The sequence below is a fragment of the Janthinobacterium sp. BJB304 genome (assembly GCF_002735765.1).
Classification (GTDB): Bacteria; Pseudomonadota; Gammaproteobacteria; order Burkholderiales; family Burkholderiaceae_D; genus Janthinobacterium.
The window spans coordinates 322,360-341,588 of record NZ_PDZN01000002.1 but is presented as its reverse complement, the minus strand read 5'-3'; the positions used below and the strand labels follow the sequence as shown (position 1 = coordinate 341,588).

Below are 19,229 nucleotides of genomic sequence, written 5' to 3'. Positions count from 1 at the left end.
CGATGCATGCTATCGACATGCGACCAGGAGCGACAGATGGCAACTATTTCAACGGCAACGATGGAACACCTGTTTTCCTACGGCACCTTGCAGCAGCCCGGGGTGCAACTGGCCACCTTCGGGCGCCTGCTCGACAGCGGGCCCGACCAGTTACCCGGCTACCGTCTGGCGCTGCTGGCCATCGACGATGCGCAGGTGGTGGCGACCAGCGGCAAGACGCATCATCCGATCGCCTCGCGCGGCGAACCGACGGATAGCGTGCCGGGCGCCGTACTGGCCGTCTCGCTCGAGGAATTGCGGCAGGCGGATGGTTACGAGGTGGCCGACTACCGGCGCGAACGCGTGACCCTGGCGTCGGGCCTGCAAGCCTGGGCCTACGTGGATGCGCGCCATGCCGCTCCTTGAGCGGCATGGCAACAGGTGAATGGGGAAAAAGTGCGGAAGTGCCGGCACGGGCGGCTTGCCCATGCCGGCTATTGCAAGGTCAGGCCAGCTTGCGCTTGCCTGCGGAGACGCGGTTCCAGCCATAGCCGGCGATGATGATGGCCACGATGGACGCCTGCGCCAGCAGGGTTTCCGCCGTCGGCAGGATGCCCAGCAAGTCGATGCGCATGAAGTCGACGGGGGTGACGCCGACCCAGCCCGCTTCCTGCAGCGCTGCCACGCCTTTGCCCATCAAAATCACGGCCAGCACGGCCACGAAGGCCGACGTCCACGAGAAGAACTTGCCGATCGGCATGCGGGCGCTGGTGCGCAGCAAGGCCCAGGCGATGACGACCAGCAGCACGATGGCCACCAGGAAGCCGCCCAGAAGGGCGCCGCCGTTGCCGTCCGCCGCCAGGGCGGAATAGAACAGCACGGTTTCAAACACTTCGCGGTAGACGGCGATGAAGGCCAGGGCGAACAGGCCCCAGGCCGAGCGCCGCGTCATCGCCGCCGTGAGTTTCTCGTGCAAATATTCCTGCCAGCGCCCGGCGCTGCTCTTCTGGTGCATCCACAAGCCCACGCTGAGCAGGACCAGGGCCGCGAACACGGAACCGAGACCCTCGCTCACCTCGCGGCTGGCGCCGCTGATGGTCACCAGATAGGTTGCCGCCACCCACGTCAGGCCGCCCGCCACCAGGGCGCTGGCCCAGCCCGCATGCACGTAGGGCAACACGTCGTTGCGCTTGGCCTTGCGCAGGAAGGCGATGATGCCGATGACGATCAGCAGCGCTTCCACGCCTTCGCGCAGCAGGATCGTCAGGGCGCCGACAAAAGTCGTCATCGGATCGGCCTTGGCGTCGCCCAGTTCCGCTTCCACGTGGGTAAACAGTTGCTGCAGCTTGTCGCCGGCCGCCTCGGCGTCGGCCACCGTGCCCTTGGCAACGGCGGAGCGGTAGGCCAGCATGGCGTTTTCCACGGCCAGCAGCAGGGATTTGTTGCGCGCGCCGACCATCGGCTCGATCGGCTCGAAACCGTCCAGGTAGGCGGACAGGCCCAGGCGCGTGGCGTCCGCGCGGTCGCCCGCATGCATGGCGGCGAGGCTTTCTTCCAGGCGCATACGCGACAGGGCCAGGCCGGCAGGCTTGTGCGCCTCGGCCTTGTCAGGATGGCTGCGCAGGTATGCCGTCAAGGCTTGCGCCTCGTCCGCGCCCAGCTTGGCGGCCGCAGCTTCCTGCGTCACGGTCGTCACGGCGGCCAGGTCCGCGTACAGTTTTTTGCTGCGCGGATCGTCCTGCCACAGTTTTTCGCCGCGCGCGCTTGCCGCCGCATCGTGCGACATGCCGCCGATATAGAAAGCCAGGTCCCAGCGCTCGTTTTCGGACAACTGGCCGAAACTGGCCATCGAGGTGCCCGCCACGCCTTGCGAAATGACCTGGTACAGGGCCATCAGGCTGCGCGACTGCGCCCGTTCGCCATCCGTGAAGGCGATCGGTTTCGGCTCCAGGCTTGCCGCCAGCGGACCATCGCCGCCGCCGGCCACGCCGTGGCAAGAGGCGCACTGGGCCGCATACAGGGCCGCGCCGCGCGCCAGGTTCGGCAGCACTTTCGGCGCCACGGGTATCGGGTAGGCGGCAATCAGCAAGTCATTCGCGTGGTGCGCCAGGCGCTTGACTTCCACGCCATCGGCCTTGGCCACGACGGCTTTGCGCAGGTCGGCGATGGCGGCGGCGATGGCCGCCTGCGATGCGTGGGCGGGCAGGGCGGCGATCTGCGTCGTTGCGTTGTCGGTAAAGTCGAGCATTTCCGCGTATTCCGCCTCGCTGACCACCTTGCCGTGCTCGACGGCGCCGCTGTAATCGACGGCAACGTAGTCAATCAATTGCCACAATTGCTTGGCGCCGGCGCCAGGATCGGCCGCCTGCGCCTGCGCGCCTCCGGCCAGTAACAGGCTGAGGCTGGCAGCCACGAGCGGATAGCAGACCAGCCATCTCTTGATAGAAGTGAACATGATTCTCATTCTCATTTGTCGTTAACCCGGCGACTATAGGACAGACGGCGCAGGGTGTCAACGGCGCACGGGCGTGCGTGGGCGCAAAACAGCGCTGCCCTGGCCGATATTGCTGGCCAGGTGCAAGGCGTTTGCGCAATGGAATGAGGTAGATTGAGGGCTACTGCTTCGATGCCGGTTTGGCGTACAAGCCCCTGGACAGGCCATTGTCCGCATCGTCGACTTTCAGACCGCCATCGACGACGCGCAAGGCCAGCTTCTGGAATGCCTGGCCCCGCAGCCACTGCGCGTCGGTGACGGCGAACGCGGCGATGCGTTCCTGCGCGCGCGCCGCCGGCACGGCCAGCCATTGATAGTCGGCTGTTGAACCCTGGCGGCGCAAGCCGGCGCGCACCCAGCGTTCCGACGCCGGCATGCGGACGATGGCGTCGCCGTTCGCCACGCTTACCGCCGTGGCCGTCTTCCCGCTTTGCGCCTCGAATTTTACCTCCACGCCGGCCATCGGCCCCACTTTGGGGAAGCCGACGATGGCCACCCACAGGCCCGCTTCGGCCGGTTTCTGGATGCGCATTTCCGCTTCCTCGAACACGCGGAACTGCGGCTCCTTGCCGCTGTTGCCCGTCACCAGGGTCACCGTGTCGCCGGCAACGCGCCACTCGCCGCTGGCTTGCTGGTCGGTATTGCCGTAGCTGAGCACCCATTCGAAGGTGCCGTCCTTTTTCAGCAGCAGCTCGGAACCCGTTTCCATGACGCCCTGCAGGTAATAGTGCCCGGGCAGCGCGGATGGAGCCTGCCCGGCCGCGCCGGCCGCAAGCGGCCAGGCGAGGGCGGCGCAGGCCAGCAGGCCGGAAAGGGATTTTTTCATCGCGGTGTCCTTGTTGTGTCTTTTATGAAATGCGATCATAACAACGGCAATTGCTTGCCGTCGCACCATAGGACACACCGGCCGCGCGGCGGCGTCGCGCTCAGCTGCTGCTGAAATCGAGCACCACGCGCGAGGCGACCTTGCCATGTTCCAGGCGGCTGAAGACTTCGTTGATGGCCGACAGCGGCTGCAATTCGATGCCGGCCGTGACCTTGCCGGTGGCGGCGAACGCCAGCGCCTCGGCCATGTCCTGGCGCGTGCCGACAAAAGAGCCGCGTATCGTCACGCAATTGGCGACGACATCGAACAGCGGCGTCGGGAAGTCGCCCGGCGGCAAGCCCACCAGCACGCAGGTGCCGCGCTTGCGCGTCATCGCCACGCCTTGCTGGAAGGCATCGATCGATGGTGCCGTGATGAGTACGCCGTGGGCGCCGCCGCCAGTCGCTTCGCGCAAGGCGGCGACGGGGTCGCCCTGGCGCGCATTGATCGTCACTTCGGCGCCGAGGGCGCGGGCGTGCTCGAGCTTGCCTTCATCGATGTCGACGGCCGCCACGCGCAAGCCCATCGCCACCGCATATTCGATGGCCAGGTGGCCCAGTCCGCCGATGCCGGATACGGCCAGCCACTGGCCCGGCCGCGCGCCCGTTTCCTTGATGCCCTTGTAGCTCGTTACGCCCGCGCAGATGATGGGGGCCGCTTGCACGGCAGAAAGACCGGCCGGAATATGCGCGACGTAGCGCGGGTCGGCCAGGATGTATTCGGCGAAGCCGCCATTTTTCGTGTAACCGCCGAACTGCGCCTCGGCGCACACGGTTTCCCAGGCTGCCAGGCAATGTTCGCAATGGCCGCAAGCGGAATAGAGCCAGGGCACGCCGACCCGGTCGCCCAGCCGCACCTCGGTCACGCCCGTGCCCAACTCCACCACCACACCGATGCCTTCGTGGCCGGGAATGAATGGCGGCGTCGGCTTGACGGGCCAGTCGCCGCGCGCCGCATGCAAGTCCGTGTGGCAGACGCCGCATGCTTCCGTCCTGACGAGGATCTGGCCGGGACCGGGCACCGGCACGGGTACGTCGCGCAGCACCAGCGGCTGGCCCAGTTGCTCGACAACGGCGGCTTTCATGGTAGTGGGGATCATGGTATTCCTTTGAAGTGGGTACGGAGTAGTGCGGAGCGCAGACGCGGACCATCGTCTATTGGATAGCGAGTTGCGCATGGTCATATTCTGCTGCACACGATACAAAAATTGATTGATCTACATCAACATATGCCGGAAGGGAGGGCCGGTGCTTCAGGAACAAAACAGGTTTACATTAATTCCATAATTCGACTATCATGGAATTATTAAACAAGGAAATCACCATGCATGACTTGCCCAACATCAGCGCAGCCCACCTCGACACGCCGACCCTCGATAAACTGGCGCCACCGGCGGTGGCCACGCATCCGCCACGCATCCTGCTGCTGTACGGTTCGCTGCGTGAACGTTCATTCAGCCGCTTGCTGACCCTGGAGGCGGAGCGGCTGCTCCAGCATTTCGGCGCCGAGACACGCGTCTTCGACCCGCATGGCTTGCCCATGGTCGACAGCGTCGGCCCCGACCATCCCAAGGTGCAGGAATTGCGCGCCTTGTCGATGTGGTCGGAGGGCCAGGTCTGGTGCAGCCCGGAACGCCATGGCGCCGTGACGGGCGTGTTCAAGTCGCAGATCGACTGGCTGCCGCTGGAAATGGGCAGCGTGCGTCCCACGCAGGGGCGCACCCTGGCGGTGATGCAGGTGTCGGGCGGCTCGCAATCGTTCAACGCCGTCAACGGCTTGCGCGTGCTGGGCCGTTGGATGCGCATGGTGACGATCCCGAACCAGTCGTCCGTCGCCAAGGCCTACCAGGAGTTCGACGACAACGACCGCATGAAACCGTCGCCGTACTACGACCGCCTGGTCGACGTCATGGAAGAATTGTATAAATTCACCCTGGTCGTGCGCGACCGCTCCGATTACCTGACCAGCCGCTACAGCGAGCGCAAGGAATCCATGCCGCTCAATGCGCGCGCCCTTGCCGCGGCGGCCATGGAACACGAGACGCCGGGCAAGTAGCTTATTAATTGTCTATTAATAAGGGTTTCGGCGCATACAGCGCATTTTGAAATTCCGGCACATATTCATATTTCATCATCTTCCCCAGCTTCAATGACTTGAGATAGCTGGAGAAGCTGCCGTCGCCCAGTGTCAGGCCGACCGCATCGGCGCTCGTGCTCGTTGCATGGCTCAGCTGGCGCGAAACGGCATAGCCATAAGTGAGCTGGCCGGCGCCATCCTGGTTGGTGAAGCTGTTCGTCACCAGCTCGGCCTGGTGCGACAGGCCGTCCAGCTTTTTCCCCGCGAAGACAAAATCGAGCTTGCCCGTTGCGCTGTCCATGACTTCAAAGGAGACAGCGGCGTCCGTTTCCTTGCGCTCGATGCCGGTCAGCCACTTGGGCAAGTTGTAGCCTACGACGCCGCGCACCCTGGCCAGTTCCGTGTTCACGGGCAGCTTGAGCACATAACCCCAGAAATCCTTCGACAGCGATTGGCCCAGCAAGGTGAAAGGGCCGAAACTGGCACTGCCAGGCTTGTTGGTCACGATCGCCAGGGAAATTTCATTGTAGCTGTCGTTGTCGCAATATTCATACGCGTAGGCCGTCAATGCCACCGCGCCCCGGCCCGGCCATACTTGCAATGGCTGCACCTGCTTCAGTATGTCTTGCGGCATCAGTTCCTTCAGCCTCGCCAGATCCGCCGTGAAGACGGCCGTGATTTTATTGTTTTTATAATAAAAATTCGGCGAATACGAGTCAAATCCGATGGCGACTTTCTCTTTTTTGATTCCCTTGAACAAGCTCAGGTCGAGCTCCGGCGCTTCCGCCGCGATCACCGATAGAGGCGGGTTCGAGCGATAGCGGTCATACAGGCCGCCGGCCGCCACCGGCACGTCATGGCCGGCGATATTGATGATGACCTGCTTGTTTTCAACAGGACTGTCGGCCCGCGACGGGACGGCGGCGGCACTCCATATCAATGCGGATACCGCCGCGGCAATTTTCATGTTCATTGCTTGCACCTTTCATATTGGATTTAAAAAATTCAATTCACACGCCGCTATTCATCCGGCGGCGATACTGCCGGTTCCTGATGGCGGTTTCCCATTGCTGCATCGCCAGCGCCAGGGCGGGCGCCACATTGGGCTTGGTTGGCTTGCCTTGGCTCAGGCGCCGCAGCTGATACTTGACCATCGCCATATAGCCGATCGACGACAGCACCTTGTTTTTCCAGGTAATGGCCCTGAGCAAGGGGCTGGCCGATTGATCGGCACGCCATGCTTTCGGCAGTTGCGGGTCGATGGCCAGCGCCGTTCCCATGCCTGCCATGGCGATGCCGCTGCCCAGCACTTGCTCGACCACCGGGTAGCGGCGTATGCCGCCCGTCACCATGATGGGCATCGTGGCCACGGTGGCGATGTCCTTGGCAAACTCCAGGAAATACGCTTCGCGGGCCAAGGTTCGGCCGTCGCGGGTCTGGCCATGCATGGCAGGGGCTTCATAACTGCCGCCGGACAATTCGATCAGGTCCACGCCCAGGCTGTTGAGCATGGAAACCACCTGCCTGGCGTCCTCCGAGCTGAAGCCGCCTTTCTGGAAATCCGCCGAGTTGAGCTTCACGGCGACGGCAAAGCCTTTGCCCACGGCTTGCCGCACCCCGTTGACGACCTCGACCAGCAGCCGCGCCCGGTTCTCGAGCGCGCCGCCCCAGCGATCCGTGCGCTTGTTCGTAATAGGGGAGAGGAACTGGCTGAGCAGGTAGCCGTGCGCCGCATGGATTTGCACGCCTGTAAAGCCGAACTGTTCCGCCAGCTTGGCGCTGTTGACGAAGCGCTGCTTCACGTCGGCAATGTCGGCTTCCGTCATTGCACGCGGCGCGGAAAACTGCTTCGAGAAGTTGCCCATATCCATGGGCACGGCCGAGGGCGCGATGGTTTCCTGTCCCATGGCGGCCGGCATCTGGCGTCCGGGATGGTTAATCTGCATCCAGATCTGCGCCCCGCGTGAACGGGCAGTGCGCGACCATTGCTCGAAGCGGGCGCCAAATTGCGCAGAATCGAGCGCCACGCCGCCCGGTCCCGTCATGGCGCGGCGGTCGATCATCACATTTCCCGTGATCATCAGGCCAACGCCACCGTCGGCCCATGACTGGTACAGGCGGATCAGCTCCTGTGAGGGCGCGTGATCGTTGTCAGCCATGTTCTCTTCCATGGCGGCTTTGGCGAGGCGGTTCGGAATGACGCTTCCATTGGGCAGCGTCAGTGGTGTAAAAGGATTCATGCTTATCTCCAGGGTTGCGATGGTCTTACGATAAGCTTTAAGCTAACTTGAAGGTCAAGCCTTAAAACGCAGTTTTTTTGCATGTGTCCCGTTTGCGACACGGGCCGGAAGAAATGCAGCACCGTGAGACAACAAATTCCTGTCACCGCCCATCTGCCGCTTGACATTCAAGTTGGCTTTAAGCTTATAGTGGATCACATGGCGCAGGCCACGCAACCATCAGGAGGACGATCCCATGTCAGTTTTCAAGCAGCTTTTCCTCGCGCTCATGCCTATGCTGTTCATGCAGATCGTTGCTGCGGAACCGGCGGCGCCAAGGCGGGAACCGGGCACGGTACTCTATCTGCTACAAAGCGAGCTCGAGGGCAGGGGAGCGCTGTATGACAAGGGTTTTCTACCGTTCGGCAGCTTCGTCATGACCGATGGCCGGCTCGTCACGGGCCAGAACCCCGGATCGGGCAAGGAAGTGGCGCAAGCGCTGCTCACGGCCCTGCGGAATAACACACCACAATAAGGGAGCAGGAAAAACGATGAAAATCGGTGAACTGGCCAAGCGCAGCGGCCTGGCGGCGTCCACGATACGCTTCTATGAAGCCAAGGGCTTGCTGAAAGCCGTGGACCGGCAATCGAACGGCTACCGCGACTATCCGCTGGAAGCGGTGGCGGTCCTATCCATCATCACCGACGCCCAGCAGGCGGGCTTTTCCCTGGACGAAATCAGGCAAGTCTTGCCGGAGGATATTTCATCATGGAAACATGATGAGCTGATGGTGGCGCTCAAGAAGAAGATCGCCGATATCGAGTCCTTGGAAGTGCGGCTGGCGCAGAACAAGGCCCATCTTTTGTCGCTGATTCAGCTGATCGTGGCCAAACCCGAGGATATCGACTGCAAGGATAATACGGCCAGGATCATGGAAAGCATGGGGATAGCCAGCAAAAAATGAAGACAAAACTGCTTGTGCGTCAGGTCAAACGCGACGGGGAATGGATGCGCTTGTCCAGCGGCCTCTCGTTGAGCGCATCGGCGGCCCGGTCCACGAATTGCCTGACGTCCCCCACCTCGGCAAACAGGCCGGCATAGGCCGCCCGGATCAGTACCGTGCACTGCTCGAATTTCGCGAGCTGCGACAAGCCTTCCTCCGTGGGCACCAATAGTCGTCGCCGGGCATCATTGTCATCGTTCCGATACCGTACGAGGCCCAGGCGGAGCAGCTTTGGTATCTTTTGCATGACCAGCTGGTGCGAATGTCCGAGTTCGCGCGCCAGATCCGCGGCGGAGGCCGTGCCGAGCGTTGCCAGAACAGTCATCAGCGAACACGAGCGGACCGGGATAACGATCCCCATCGTATCGAAGACAGTCTTGGATTGCTCGGCGATCAGGACGCTCAGCCGTTCGACAGCGCGGCCGAGAAACACGGCGTCATCGATCGGGGCCGGTTGATGGGTCTTTTTAGTCAAGGCGCTTGTACCTCTGGATGCTGCCATCCTTGTTCACGCGTTCCAGCTCCGTCACTTTCCCGCGCAAGGTAGTCAGGCGGTATCGAAAATCCGATACGCCTTCCACCGCGAACAGGTTGGGACCGATCGGCTCAAGCGCGACCCGAAACCGTTCGCGCCAGAGATAGTAAAGCGTGCCATTGTCCAGGATGATCTGGCGGCCTTCGTATTTTCCGGCGGCTTTCGCCAACACAGCGGCATCGACGTGCGGGCGCTCGATCGCTGCCGTCAGGCTCGGGAGCAGCCAGGAAAGTTCGGTTCGCCTGGCGTCATCGGTCTTGGCCAGATGTTCAAGCGCCAGCTTGTGCGCCAGAGGAAGCGCGCGAATAGAGGGGCTAGGGATATCAGGTTGCACGCCAACACCTTCGAAATCGCCATGGTCCACGGGATCCTGGATCTGGCCGATCGGCACTTGCACGAAAAAATCGTCGTTCAGCGGCTTGCGCGCAACCGGATGCGCACCGCCAGCGGTTCGCTCCCCGATCAGCGTCGCCCGCCCGAGCTTCTTCATCGCATAGGAAAACCATTCTGCGGAGGAAAACGATGTGGAGCCGGTCAGGATATAGACGGGCTTGTCCACCATGCGCTTGCCCGGCAGGCCCGGCAGCACCCATTGTCCGCGCTGGATACGCTTGCCATCCTCATTGTAATAATAGTCGAAGAGCAGCTGGTCTTTCTCGCTGGAGAAGAAATAGCTGGCCAGGAATTGCGCCATTTCCAGATGTCCGCCATTGTTATAGCGCAAATCGATGATGACGGCATCCGTATTGCCGACGAAGCGCATAACGGACGCGGCCGTATCATAGGCAAGCTCGGGATCGGCAAAATAGCTGAACCGTATATAACCGATATTACCCTTCAGGCGAGCGACCTCGTCGAAACCGAAATTGCTCTCTTCCAGCGTGCTCAATTCTTCTTTTCGTATCTTGGCCTTGAGCGCCGGGTTGGCCTTCGCCTTGACTTCCGCGATCCATTTTGCGTCGGCACCCACGAAGAAATGCAGGTCGCCGCTGACTTTGATGAGATCGTCGGTCAGCTTGCCCGCAAACTCTGCCTTCGTCGCCGCCGAGTCGTAATCTCCCTTTTTCAGCCGCTCCTGAAGCACGGGCGCAATTTTTCGTGTGATGTCCGGAAACGCGTAGTTCGTATTCAAGGTGCTGTTGAGGGAGGCGATGATCGCGCCTTTTTCATCTCGCGAGATGCCCGGCACCTCGGCAAAAGCGCCCGATGCGCAAATGACGGACAGCGCCGACAGCGCTTGAAGCAGACATGAGTGATAGCGCATTCTGATGTTTCTCCTCGGTGAGACTCAAGAATACAATATATTGCGCAATATGTTGTATAAAAAATTAGGCAGCATCGGGAGGGCAGCTTCCAGCCGGTGCCTGACGCACTGCGTGCTGACGGCCGCTTCAATCCGGTATCCAGTGCGCGTGTCCTGGGCGATGAAGCGGAACACTTGTTGCCCGCGTTGCTCGAGTCGTAGTGTTAACGTCTTGCTATCAGTACTGTATGCATGTACAGTTAATGTGCTTCAATCGCATACAACAATCTACCTCGGGAGTAACTCACAATGCTTGACCACATGACTTTCCGCGTGACCGATATTGGTCGTGCTAAAGCGTTTTACAGCGCGGCCCTTGCGCCATTGGGCTACAGCCTATGCTTCGAAGGCAACTACGGCGCGAACATGCTGGGGTTTGCTTACCCTGACGCCTCTGAGCCTGACGGCAAAAAAGCCGATGTATGGTTCATCGATGGCCCATCACCATACGGGGGCCCGCCAGCGACTGCCGGCTGCCACCTGGCATGGCGCGCAGAAACTCGTGCGCAAGTGGATGCTTTTTACTTCGCAGCGATCACCGCCGGAGGAAAAGACAATGGCGCCCCCGGCCTCCGCCCAGACTATCACCCTCACTACTATGGCGCCTTTGTCATTGATTTAGAAGGCAACAACATCGAAGCCGTGTGCCACCAAGCAGGATGAGTAGCGCTCAGTGATGACGCGTAAATGGCCGGATACTCAGACCGCCGAAACGCCGAGCGCATGCGGGCCGCAGGAAGTGCGGACATGCAGGACGGGCGGCCTTCGCGAAGGTATGACGCACCAGAGTGATACGCCCGATGTATGGCGGGTGCCGTTTTGTACAAACATACTGCGTGCCATGTTGATTTGCAGCGAAATCTGACTCACTTTGCCACATAATTTGCACACGAAACTGACCCACGTATAAGACACAATCCTGCTCATAACATTGAGTGGGGAATTGGAGTGATCGACGTGGCATTACTAGGCATTATTCGACGCTGGCACATTCGCGACCAGGTCCCTTTGAGAGAGATAGCCAGGCGTTTAGGCATCTCTAGAAACACCGTCCGACGCTATCTGCGATCGGAAACCGTTGAACCGACCTATTCAGAGCGGCGCTCTACCCGCGCCATCGATAAATACGCGTTCCAGCTTTCTGCGGTCTTGAAGACCGAAGCGGCGCGATCACGCAAGCAGCGGCGTACGCTGAAACAGATCCATGAAGACTTGAAGGAATTGGGATTCGAGGGGTCTTACGATAGGGGCGCGGCGTTCGCGAGAACCTGGAGGGAGGGTCAAACTGAGAGGGTCAATCCGTCCAGCAAACGAACACACATTGAATGTTTTTCTCGATTCACACGGTTTGCTCGATGTAGTCTATGAACAAGCCGTCAAGGACGGCCGCCATTTGTGGGTGCTCCAAGCGGATCGCGATATCATTGAATGGCCGGGGCAGTATATGGTCATCGTCGATTCGCTGACGGAAGTGCGGCCTGTATGGTCGCCCGCGCCCAAACCCTAATGCCGCAATCACGACTAGCCACTACACGCTGCCTCTCAGGAAAAGGATGAATGCCATGTCGGAGCCGCAGGGTAGTGAAGGACTGACAGCCGCGCAGGCCGCGCAGCGCTTGCTGGAAAACGGGCCGAATGCCTTGCCCGCCTCGCGTCCCTTGAGTGCCGGGCGTCTGCTGCTCGATGTCGTCTCCGAACCGATGTTTTTGCTGCTGGTCGCCTGCGGCGTCATCTACCTGCTGCTGGGCGACCGCAATGAAGCGCTGATGCTGCTGGGCTTTGTCTGCATCGTCATGGGCATCACTTTTTTTCAGCGCAGGCGCACGGAACGCTCGCTGAACGCCCTAAGCGACCTTTCCTGTCCGCGCGCCCTGGTGATACGCGACGGAAAACAGCAGCGCATCGCTGGCAGGGACTTGGTGCTGGGCGACCTGGTGCTGCTGGCCGAGGGCGACCGCGTGCCCGCCGATATGGAACTGCTCAGTGCATCGAATTTGACGGCCGACGAGTCCATGCTCACGGGTGAGTCCGTGCCGGTCATCAAGCATGGCTGCGGCGAGACTGGCGGCAGTCCGGACAGCCTCGTGTATTCCGGCACCCTGATCACGCAAGGCACTGCCAGCGGCCTGGTGGTCGCCACCGGCCCGCACAGCGCGCTCGGCCGCATCGGCGCCTCGCTGGCTACCATGGGGAGCGGGCTGACGCCGATTCAACGGGAAACGCGGCGCGTCGTCAGGCATGTCGCCATCGGCGGCTTGTGTCTCGCCGCAGGACTGGCATTGACCTATTGGTGGCTGCGCGGCGACGCCCTGCAAGGCTTGCTGGCCGGACTGACGCTGGCCATGGCGATACTGCCTGAAGAATTGCCGGTGATACTGACGCTTTTCCTGGGCTTGGGCGCCTGGCGCCTGGGGCGCGAAAGCATCCTGGCGCGCAGCATACCCGCAATCGAATTGCTGGGTGCGACGACGGTACTGTGCGTTGACAAGACGGGTACGCTGACGGCCAACCGCATGGACGTGGCCCGGCTCTGCTCGGAGACCTTCGCCCATGATTGTCAGGGCAATCCTGCCGCTGCCTTGCAGGAAGAGCTGCACGGCTTGCTCGAATATGCCGTCCTGGCGAGCCATCGTCGGGCGTTTGACCCGATGGAGTCGGCCATCGGCCAGACCGGCGCCCGTTTGCTGGCCAATACGGAACACCTGCATGCCGACTGGCAGCTGATCGACGATTATCCGCTGTCGCGGAAAATGCTGGCCATGTCGCGGGTGTGGCAATCGCCGGACCGTTCCGAGTTCCTGGTGGCGGCGAAGGGTGCGCCCGAAGCCATCATCGATCTGTGCCATCTGGCGCCGGCGCGCGCCGCCGCCATCGCGGCTCAGGTGCTGGCCATGGCGAACGATGGTTTGCGTGTGATCGGCGTCGCCCGCGCCACGTTTGCCGCGCCGCCCCTGCCTGACAACCAGCATGTCTTTGATTTTGAGTTCCTGGGCCTGCTTGGCTTGCATGACCCGGTACGCCCGGAAGTGCCCGATGCGGTGGCGCAATGTCACGCGGCGGGCATCCGCGTGGTGATGATCACGGGCGACCATCCCGCTACGGCACTGGCGATCGCGCGGCAGGCCGGTATCGCAGGCATGGCCAGCGGTGTGATGTCCGGCATGGACCTGGCCGCGCTGGACGAAATGGCACTGCGCGCGCGCCTGGCCGATACCGACGTCTTTTGCCGCATTGCGCCGGAACAAAAGTTGCGCCTGGTGCAAGCTTTCCGCAGCCGTGGCGATATCGTCGCCATGACCGGCGACGGCGTCAACGACGCGCCCGCATTGAAGGCGGCCAACATCGGCGTGGCCATGGGCGCCCGTGGCACTGACGTCGCGCGCGAGGCGGCAGCGCTGGTATTACTCAAGGATGATTTTTCTTCGTTATTGCTGGCGGTGCAACATGGTCGACGCCTGTTTGCCAATCTGCGCAAGGCCATCGTCTTCATCGTCGCTGTGCATGTACCCATCGTTGGCCTGTCCATCCTGCCCGTGCTGCTGGGCTGGCCCATGCTCCTGATGCCCGTGCACATACTGTTTTTGCAAATGGTGATCGACCCGGCCTGCTCAATCGTGTTCGAGGCCGAGCCGATCGAAGCCGATGCCATGACGAGCAAACCGAGAAGGCCGGACATGCATTTGTTCGACCGTGAAATACTGCTGCGCGGCTTGCTGCAGGGGGCAGGGCTGTTGGCCATACTGGTCGGCTTCCACGTGCTGGTGCGCTGGGCCGGCCATTCCGACGAAGTGGCACGCGCGACGACCTTCCTCAGCCTGGTGCTGTCGAACCTGGGACTGATCTATGTCAACCGCCAATGGACCCAGCCGTCATGGAGGAGGGGGATCAAGTCGAACCGGGCGTTCGCCTGGATCAGCATGGCGGCCTCGCTGTTGCTGTTGCTGGTGCTGGGTGTGGCGCCCATCCGCGAGTTGTTTGCCTTCGCGCTGCCGGACATGGCGCTGCTGATGCAGTGCGCATTCGTCGCCGTGCTCGGCATCGCCTGGTTCGAGTGCGTCAAGTGGGCGCTATCGACATGGCGATGGCCGCGCGGCGCGGCGGTGGCGCAGTGATGCGCGGTCATTGAGCTCAGACCATTTTGCCGTCGATGAGCAGAATTTCTTCGAGCAAGGCGCCGTGACGCAGAACGAACAGTACATCCATGCCGCGTTTCATGGCCAGCGCGACACCGTTGACCTCGCCCAGGACCATGAACGCCGTGGCCCAGGCATCGGCCAGCATACAGCTGGGGGAGAGCACGCTCACGGCGGCGAGACGGTTCGCTACCGGTTGGTGCAAGGTCGGATATGCCGCTTACGTAAATGTACCAACAAAGAAAATTCATCTTCTGAATTACCTAACCATGCTTACACGGTTACACGGCGTCAAAAACGTCGAAAGTCACCGTGTGCTAAGCATTAGGTAAGAAGTGTAGGCATATTTAGGTAAGCACGCTCATGTAAGGTTTTGATTCTGCACTCTTTTAGCTATTTTACATAATATAAATTATGCGAAATTATGGATGGATTTGTCAAATCCCCCATTTTGCAACTTATGCAATCGCAAATGCGATTTCGGCCCTTTGCGCGCCGCTATCGCCGGTGGCGCACAAGCTACATGAAATACGGCTTGTCCCCGTCCGTGTTCGGTTTGTTCACGCCCAGGTTGGCGTGCCGGTGCAGGTCTGGCGTTTCGATGATGCTGGCGATCAGGTCTGCCACGCTCTTGCGCGACACCACGGTGCCTTTGAATGGCGCGTGGCGTGTCGTCAGTTCGTAGTCGACCTCGTCTTCGTTCGTCATCCAGGCTGGGCGCACGATGGTGTATGCCAGGCCCGATGCTTCGATGGCGTCGGCGGCGCGGCGAAATGGTTTCAGGTCTTCGGCCAGCATGGCGTTGTTCCACTCGCCGAATTTGCCGGGAACTTCATCGTAGATGCCCATTGACAGGACGAAAATCAGGCGTTCGACGCCCGAGGCCCGCATGGCGGCAATGATGCTGTTGGCCTGGTGTTCCATGTCGTCGCCCACCAGATTGGCGTAGACCACGTCGTGACCGGGCATCGTTTGCCGCAGCAATGCCTGGTCCAGCACGTCGCCAGCCAGCACGCTGCCGTTGGCCGGGATTGGCGTTGGCAGCTTGCCGGGATTGCGCAGCAACAGCGTCAAGGCGAAGTCTTTATGGCCCGCGAAGGCGCGGATGACCCACTGCGCCACCTGTCCGCCTGCACCCAGTATCAATATCTTTTTCATCGTTATCGTTTTCGTCATGGCACGCTGCCATGCAGGAAGTTACAGCCTTTCTTCGACGAAAGGAACACGGCGCGCTTGAAAAAAAGACAAAACGCTCCATGCGTGCCAGCCCATCGCCTGGTCTCATGGTAGATTGCTGCCCATGTAATTTCAATGAAATCAGGTGCTTGCCGACTATGTTGAATGAGAAGTCTCAACATTGGATAAGCAATCAGGAGACCCGCATGACTCACTCGCATCCACGCCCGGCGCTTCTTTTAGTGCATTGCCGCCGTTTTCTGTCGCCTGCCGGCGCGCTGGCCATCGCGGCCGTCCTGTCCGCCTGCGCCAGCAAGCCTGGTCCCTGGCCTGCGCGTGCCCTGCCGGCGTCGGCTGCCGTGACGGTCGACGCCACGCAATTGCTGTCCAGGAAACAGCTGGTGGACTGGCAATACGACCTGGACGAGCGCCTTTTGCGCACCACGGGATCGCCTCGGCATGAAGCGTATATCGACGTGTTGCATGAACGCCTGGCGCGCGCCGGTGTCAAACAACTGCGCTTTGAACCGGTCAGCGTGCGGCAATGGTCGGTGGCACGGGAAAACTGGGGCCTGGAAGTGATCGATGGCGAGCGGCCCGGCGTGCTCTCATCGGCCGGCTACATTCCGTATTCGGGCGTCACGCCACCTTCCGGCATTGCGGGACGCATCGTCTACCTGGCGCCAGATGCCCTGCCTGATGCCAGCCTGGCGGGCAAGCTGGTGCTCGTCGAGATGCCGAAAGTGGCGTGGACGGGCCAGTTTTTCCACCAGAGGGCCGTGCACGTCCACGATCCGCAGCACGCCATGGGGCTGGACACGCCGTATGCGCGCCCGTTCCAAATGCTGGGGCCGTTCATTTCGCTGCTGGACAGCCTGCAGGCGGCCGGTGCGGCGGGCGTAATCGTCATTCTGGATACGCCTTCCCTGGCGGCGGACGGCCTGTATGCCCCCTATGACGGCGTGGTGCGCCAGCTGCCAGGCGTGTTTATCGATCGAGGTCTTGGCCAGCGCCTGCGCGACCGCGTGCTGGCTGGCACGGCGCCCGTCTTGCGGCTGACCATGGCGGCCACCGTGCAGCAGGTGCAGACGCGCAATTTGATCGGCATCATTCCCGGCAAGTCCGAGGAATTGATGGTACTCAACAGCAATACGGATGGCACGAACGGGCTGGAAACCAATGGGCCGAACGCCATCGTCGACATGGCCCAATACCTGTCGCGCCTGCCGCAGGACAGCTTGCCGCGCAGCGTCATGCTGCTGCTGACGGGCGGTCATCTCGCGGGCGGCGCGGGTATCGCGCAGTTTATGGACCGCCACAAGGACGACGGCTTGATGCGGCGCATGGCCGCGATGCTCACCATCGGACAACTGGGCGCGCTGGAAGTGCTGCCCGACAGCAACGGCTACTTGCATCTCACGGGCAGGCCCGAGCCGGCCACCGTGCTTTCGCCGCGCACGCCGGCCCTGATGGACGCAGCGTCCGACATGCTCAGACACGCCAATGTGGCACCCGCGTTCGTGCTGCCATCCGCCAACTCTGGCGGCGATGGCAGTGCGACGAGTACCGCCTGGCCCGGTGCAGGCCAGGTGTTCCGGGCTGCGCAAGGCCTACCCACGATGAGTTACGTCAAGGCGCCGACCTACCAGTTCAGCTATGGCATCGGCACGGTGACCCAGGCGGACTACCGGCTGATGCAGCGCGAAACCGTGGCCCTGACGCAGATGCTGCTGGACCTGTCGCGCGTGCCGTATGCCGATTTGCGCAAGGAAACGGCGCCCTAGCCATCGCGGCCGTCTTCCTCCCTTCCCCGCCCTGCTCCCGGCGCCCTTGCGTACACCATACCAGCGCACTGGAAAACAGGCACTGGTATGGCCCGCATCGGGTACCCTCTGGGGAAAGTCCGCAACTGGTATTGTGATCTTGCGCAAAGAATAAAACCAGTTGACTACCACCTGCAATGCTTGCACTCTGAAAAATCGGACGGTGATAAACCGGCTCGGCCATGAAAAAAATACACAAGGAGACGCAATGAACCGGACAGTCATGAATACCCTCATCCTCACCCTCTTCGGCGGGACGTTGGCCGCTTGCGGCGGCGGCAGCGACGGCTCCAGCGCAGGCGCGAGCCAGCTGCTGGCCGGCGCCACCGAAGCGGTCGCCTGCTACACGCCATGGAACAGCGGCACCGCCTACAACGGCGGCGGCAAGGCCAGTTATAACAACGTCAATTACACGGCCAACTGGTGGACGCAAGGCAATAACCCGTCGACCAGCAGCGGCGGCGCCGGCAGCGGCCAGCCCTGGACGGTGGTGGGAGACTGCGGTACGCCGACACCGACTCCTACCCCAACGCCTACGCCCACCCCGACACCGACGCCTACCCCAACACCAACGCCAACACCAACGCCAACACCAACACCAACACCAACACCAACGCCAACTCCTACCCCAACCCCAACGCCGACGCCGACGCCGACCGGCCTGGCCAAGCACGCGCTGATCGGCTACTGGCACAACTTCACCAACCCCAGCGGCGCCACCTATCCGATCAGCCAGGTCAGCGATGACTGGGATGTGATCGTCGTCTCGTTCGGCGACAACGCGGGCGGCGGCAATGTCAGCCTGACCATCGATCCGGGTGCGGGCACGGAAGCGCAATTCATCGCCGACGTGGCCGCCAAGCGGGCCAAGGGCAAGAAAGTCATCCTGTCGCTGGGCGGGCAAAACGGTTCCGTTTCCGTCGGCAACACGGCCGAAGCGACGAATTTCACCAACAGCCTGTACGCCATCATCACCAAATACGGCTTCGACGGCATCGACCTGGACCTGGAAAACGGCGTGGCGCAAGGCGCGGCCATCCAGACCTATCTGCCGATCGCCGTGAAAAACCTGAAAGCCAAGGTCGGCAGCAGCTTTTATTTGTCGATGGCGCCGGAATGGGTGTACGTGGAAGGGGGCTACACGAGCTACGGCAGCATCTGGGGCGCCTACATTCCCATCATCAATGCCTTGCGCAGCGAGCTGACGGTGCTGCACCCGCAGTACTACAACAACGGCGACATCTACACGCCGTACGCCACGGGTGCCATCAAGGCGGGCTCGGCCGACCAGCTGGTGGCCACGGCGCGCATGCTGATCGAGGGTTTTAACTATGGCGGCAACACCTTCGCCGGCTTGCGTCCGGACCAGGTGGGCTTCGGCGTGCCATCGGGCCGCAGCTCGGCCGGCTCCGGTTTCACGACGAATGCCGACGTCAGCAACGCCCTGAATTGCCTGACGCGCCTGCTCAACTGCGGCACCATCAAGCCTCTGCAGGCGTATCCGGACTTCCGCGGCGTGATGACGTGGTCAATCAACTGGGACCGCCACGACGGCTATAACTTCTCCGTGCCGACGAAGAATGTCCTGAAAACCTTGCCGTAAGCGGCATTGCCCGACTGCG

The 19,229-nt window shown here is 61.6% G+C and carries 18 protein-coding genes and 1 pseudogene; 10 read left to right on the top strand and 9 right to left on the bottom strand.

What is annotated here, in order from left to right; translation table 11 throughout:
* Positions 1–36 precede the first annotated feature (36 nt).
* Positions 37–405 carry a gamma-glutamylcyclotransferase family protein gene (locus tag CSQ95_RS03525; RefSeq protein WP_070218805.1) on the top strand — a complete coding sequence of 123 codons (369 nt, stop codon included), beginning with the start codon at positions 37–39 and terminating at the stop codon, positions 403–405.
* A 79-nt stretch (positions 406–484) separates the two neighbouring features.
* Here the strand turns inward: CSQ95_RS03525 and CSQ95_RS03520 are convergent, their stop codons facing one another.
* From CSQ95_RS03520 to CSQ95_RS03510, 3 genes are all read right to left on the bottom strand, one after another.
* Positions 485–2,434, bottom strand: a complete 1,950-nt coding sequence (locus tag CSQ95_RS03520) for a cytochrome c/FTR1 family iron permease (RefSeq protein ID WP_099408501.1) — start codon at positions 2,432–2,434, stop codon at positions 485–487.
* A 160-nt stretch (positions 2,435–2,594) separates the two neighbouring features.
* A complete protein-coding gene (locus CSQ95_RS03515) occupies positions 2,595–3,299 on the bottom strand; it encodes a hypothetical protein (protein ID WP_121669482.1) in 705 nt (234 codons plus the stop codon).
* 100 nt (positions 3,300–3,399) lie between these two features.
* Complete coding sequence (locus CSQ95_RS03510; protein ID WP_373631227.1) at positions 3,400–4,437, bottom strand: zinc-dependent alcohol dehydrogenase; 1,038 nt, start codon at positions 4,435–4,437, stop codon at positions 3,400–3,402.
* A 197-nt stretch (positions 4,438–4,634) separates the two neighbouring features.
* Between CSQ95_RS03510 and arsH the strand changes: the two genes are divergently transcribed.
* Positions 4,635–5,393: an arsenical resistance protein ArsH gene (gene arsH / locus CSQ95_RS03505; protein WP_257217934.1), complete on the top strand. Its 759-nt coding sequence runs from the start codon at positions 4,635–4,637 to the stop codon at positions 5,391–5,393.
* A gap of 4 nt (positions 5,394–5,397) precedes the next feature.
* Here the strand turns inward: arsH and CSQ95_RS03500 are convergent, their stop codons facing one another.
* Entirely contained in the window at positions 5,398–6,381 is a 984-nt protein-coding gene (locus CSQ95_RS03500; RefSeq protein ID WP_099408584.1) for an acetoacetate decarboxylase (ADC), read from the bottom strand.
* A gap of 43 nt (positions 6,382–6,424) precedes the next feature.
* The gene (locus CSQ95_RS03495; protein WP_099408499.1) at positions 6,425–7,654 is read right to left on the bottom strand and encodes an NADH:flavin oxidoreductase/NADH oxidase family protein; all 1,230 of its coding nucleotides are present in this window, start codon (positions 7,652–7,654) and stop codon (positions 6,425–6,427) included.
* Positions 7,655–7,889: 235 nt separating this feature from the next.
* On the opposite strand from CSQ95_RS03495, the gene CSQ95_RS03490 reads away from it, so the two are divergent.
* Together CSQ95_RS03490 and CSQ95_RS03485 are read left to right on the top strand one after the other, a co-directional pair.
* Positions 7,890–8,168 (top strand): hypothetical protein, encoded by a 279-nt coding sequence (locus CSQ95_RS03490; RefSeq protein WP_070288417.1) that lies wholly within the window; start codon positions 7,890–7,892, stop codon positions 8,166–8,168.
* A 16-nt stretch (positions 8,169–8,184) separates the two neighbouring features.
* A complete protein-coding gene (locus CSQ95_RS03485) occupies positions 8,185–8,598 on the top strand; it encodes a MerR family transcriptional regulator (protein WP_099408498.1) in 414 nt (137 codons plus the stop codon).
* A gap of 19 nt (positions 8,599–8,617) precedes the next feature.
* Here the strand turns inward: CSQ95_RS03485 and CSQ95_RS03480 are convergent, their stop codons facing one another.
* The gene (locus CSQ95_RS03480; protein ID WP_218963566.1) at positions 8,618–9,112 is read right to left on the bottom strand and encodes a MarR family winged helix-turn-helix transcriptional regulator; all 495 of its coding nucleotides are present in this window, start codon (positions 9,110–9,112) and stop codon (positions 8,618–8,620) included.
* A complete protein-coding gene (locus tag CSQ95_RS03475; protein WP_099408496.1) occupies positions 9,105–10,436 on the bottom strand; it encodes a S41 family peptidase in 1,332 nt (443 codons plus the stop codon). Before CSQ95_RS03475 ends, CSQ95_RS03480 begins: the two co-directional genes overlap by 8 nt.
* 288 nt (positions 10,437–10,724) lie before the next feature.
* Between CSQ95_RS03475 and CSQ95_RS03470 the strand changes: the two genes are divergently transcribed.
* The 4 genes and pseudogenes from CSQ95_RS03470 to CSQ95_RS03460 all read left to right on the top strand — a co-directional run bounded on the left by CSQ95_RS03470 (position 10,725) and on the right by CSQ95_RS03460 (position 14,587).
* A complete protein-coding gene (locus tag CSQ95_RS03470; protein ID WP_099408495.1) occupies positions 10,725–11,138 on the top strand; it encodes a VOC family protein in 414 nt (137 codons plus the stop codon).
* Positions 11,139–11,423: 285 nt separating this feature from the next.
* Positions 11,424–11,798 (top strand): annotated as a pseudogene (locus tag CSQ95_RS03465) (helix-turn-helix domain-containing protein); the annotation flags it as partial.
* Positions 11,797–11,982 carry a hypothetical protein gene (locus tag CSQ95_RS29570; protein WP_180278929.1) on the top strand — a complete coding sequence of 62 codons (186 nt, stop codon included), beginning with the start codon at positions 11,797–11,799 and terminating at the stop codon, positions 11,980–11,982. The pseudogene CSQ95_RS03465 and the gene CSQ95_RS29570, both read left to right, overlap by 2 nt.
* Before the next feature lie 46 nt (positions 11,983–12,028).
* On the top strand, positions 12,029–14,587 hold the full coding sequence (locus CSQ95_RS03460; protein WP_180278942.1) for a cation-translocating P-type ATPase: 2,559 nt from the start codon (positions 12,029–12,031) through the stop codon (positions 14,585–14,587).
* A 16-nt stretch (positions 14,588–14,603) separates the two neighbouring features.
* Here CSQ95_RS03460 and CSQ95_RS03455 read toward each other — a convergent pair whose 3' ends face one another.
* Together CSQ95_RS03455 and CSQ95_RS03450 are read right to left on the bottom strand one after the other, a co-directional pair.
* Positions 14,604–14,813 carry an FAD:protein FMN transferase gene (locus CSQ95_RS03455; protein ID WP_099408494.1) on the bottom strand — a complete coding sequence of 70 codons (210 nt, stop codon included), beginning with the start codon at positions 14,811–14,813 and terminating at the stop codon, positions 14,604–14,606.
* Between the two features lie 314 nt (positions 14,814–15,127).
* Positions 15,128–15,784, bottom strand: coding sequence for an SDR family oxidoreductase (locus tag CSQ95_RS03450; protein ID WP_257217933.1), 657 nt, complete (start codon positions 15,782–15,784; stop codon positions 15,128–15,130).
* 206 nt (positions 15,785–15,990) lie between these two features.
* Here CSQ95_RS03450 and CSQ95_RS03445 point away from each other — a divergent pair, with 206 nt between their 5' ends.
* Together CSQ95_RS03445 and CSQ95_RS03440 are read left to right on the top strand one after the other, a co-directional pair.
* Positions 15,991–17,568 carry a PA domain-containing protein gene (locus CSQ95_RS03445; protein WP_257217932.1) on the top strand — a complete coding sequence of 526 codons (1,578 nt, stop codon included), beginning with the start codon at positions 15,991–15,993 and terminating at the stop codon, positions 17,566–17,568.
* 262 nt (positions 17,569–17,830) lie between these two features.
* Positions 17,831–19,210, top strand: coding sequence for a chitinase (locus CSQ95_RS03440; protein ID WP_257217931.1), 1,380 nt, complete (start codon positions 17,831–17,833; stop codon positions 19,208–19,210).
* Positions 19,211–19,229: the final 19 nt, after the last annotated feature.

Bases quoted from the DNA above. Each gene is read 5' to 3' on its own strand.
- CSQ95_RS03470 (WP_099408495.1), top strand. From the start codon at position 10,725: ATGCTTGACCACATGACTTTCCGCGTGACCGATATTGGTCGTGCTAAA.
- CSQ95_RS03485 (WP_099408498.1), top strand. From the start codon at position 8,185: ATGAAAATCGGTGAACTGGCCAAGCGCAGCGGCCTGGCGGCGTCCACG.
- CSQ95_RS03440 (WP_257217931.1), top strand. From the start codon at position 17,831: ATGAATACCCTCATCCTCACCCTCTTCGGCGGGACGTTGGCCGCTTGC.
- CSQ95_RS03525 (WP_070218805.1), top strand. From the start codon at position 37: ATGGCAACTATTTCAACGGCAACGATGGAACACCTGTTTTCCTACGGC.
- CSQ95_RS03445 (WP_257217932.1), top strand. From the start codon at position 15,991: ATGACTCACTCGCATCCACGCCCGGCGCTTCTTTTAGTGCATTGCCGC.
- CSQ95_RS03475 (WP_099408496.1), bottom strand. From the start codon at position 10,436: ATGCGCTATCACTCATGTCTGCTTCAAGCGCTGTCGGCGCTGTCCGTC.
- CSQ95_RS03495 (WP_099408499.1), bottom strand. From the start codon at position 7,654: ATGAATCCTTTTACACCACTGACGCTGCCCAATGGAAGCGTCATTCCG.
- CSQ95_RS03520 (WP_099408501.1), bottom strand. From the start codon at position 2,434: ATGTTCACTTCTATCAAGAGATGGCTGGTCTGCTATCCGCTCGTGGCT.
- CSQ95_RS03460 (WP_180278942.1), top strand. From the start codon at position 12,029: ATGAATGCCATGTCGGAGCCGCAGGGTAGTGAAGGACTGACAGCCGCG.
- CSQ95_RS03450 (WP_257217933.1), bottom strand. From the start codon at position 15,784: ATGACGAAAACGATAACGATGAAAAAGATATTGATACTGGGTGCAGGC.
- arsH (WP_257217934.1), top strand. From the start codon at position 4,635: ATGGAATTATTAAACAAGGAAATCACCATGCATGACTTGCCCAACATC.
- CSQ95_RS03490 (WP_070288417.1), top strand. From the start codon at position 7,890: ATGTCAGTTTTCAAGCAGCTTTTCCTCGCGCTCATGCCTATGCTGTTC.
- CSQ95_RS03515 (WP_121669482.1), bottom strand. From the start codon at position 3,299: ATGAAAAAATCCCTTTCCGGCCTGCTGGCCTGCGCCGCCCTCGCCTGG.
- CSQ95_RS03510 (WP_373631227.1), bottom strand. From the start codon at position 4,437: ATGATCCCCACTACCATGAAAGCCGCCGTTGTCGAGCAACTGGGCCAG.
- CSQ95_RS03500 (WP_099408584.1), bottom strand. From the start codon at position 6,381: ATGAAAATTGCCGCGGCGGTATCCGCATTGATATGGAGTGCCGCCGCC.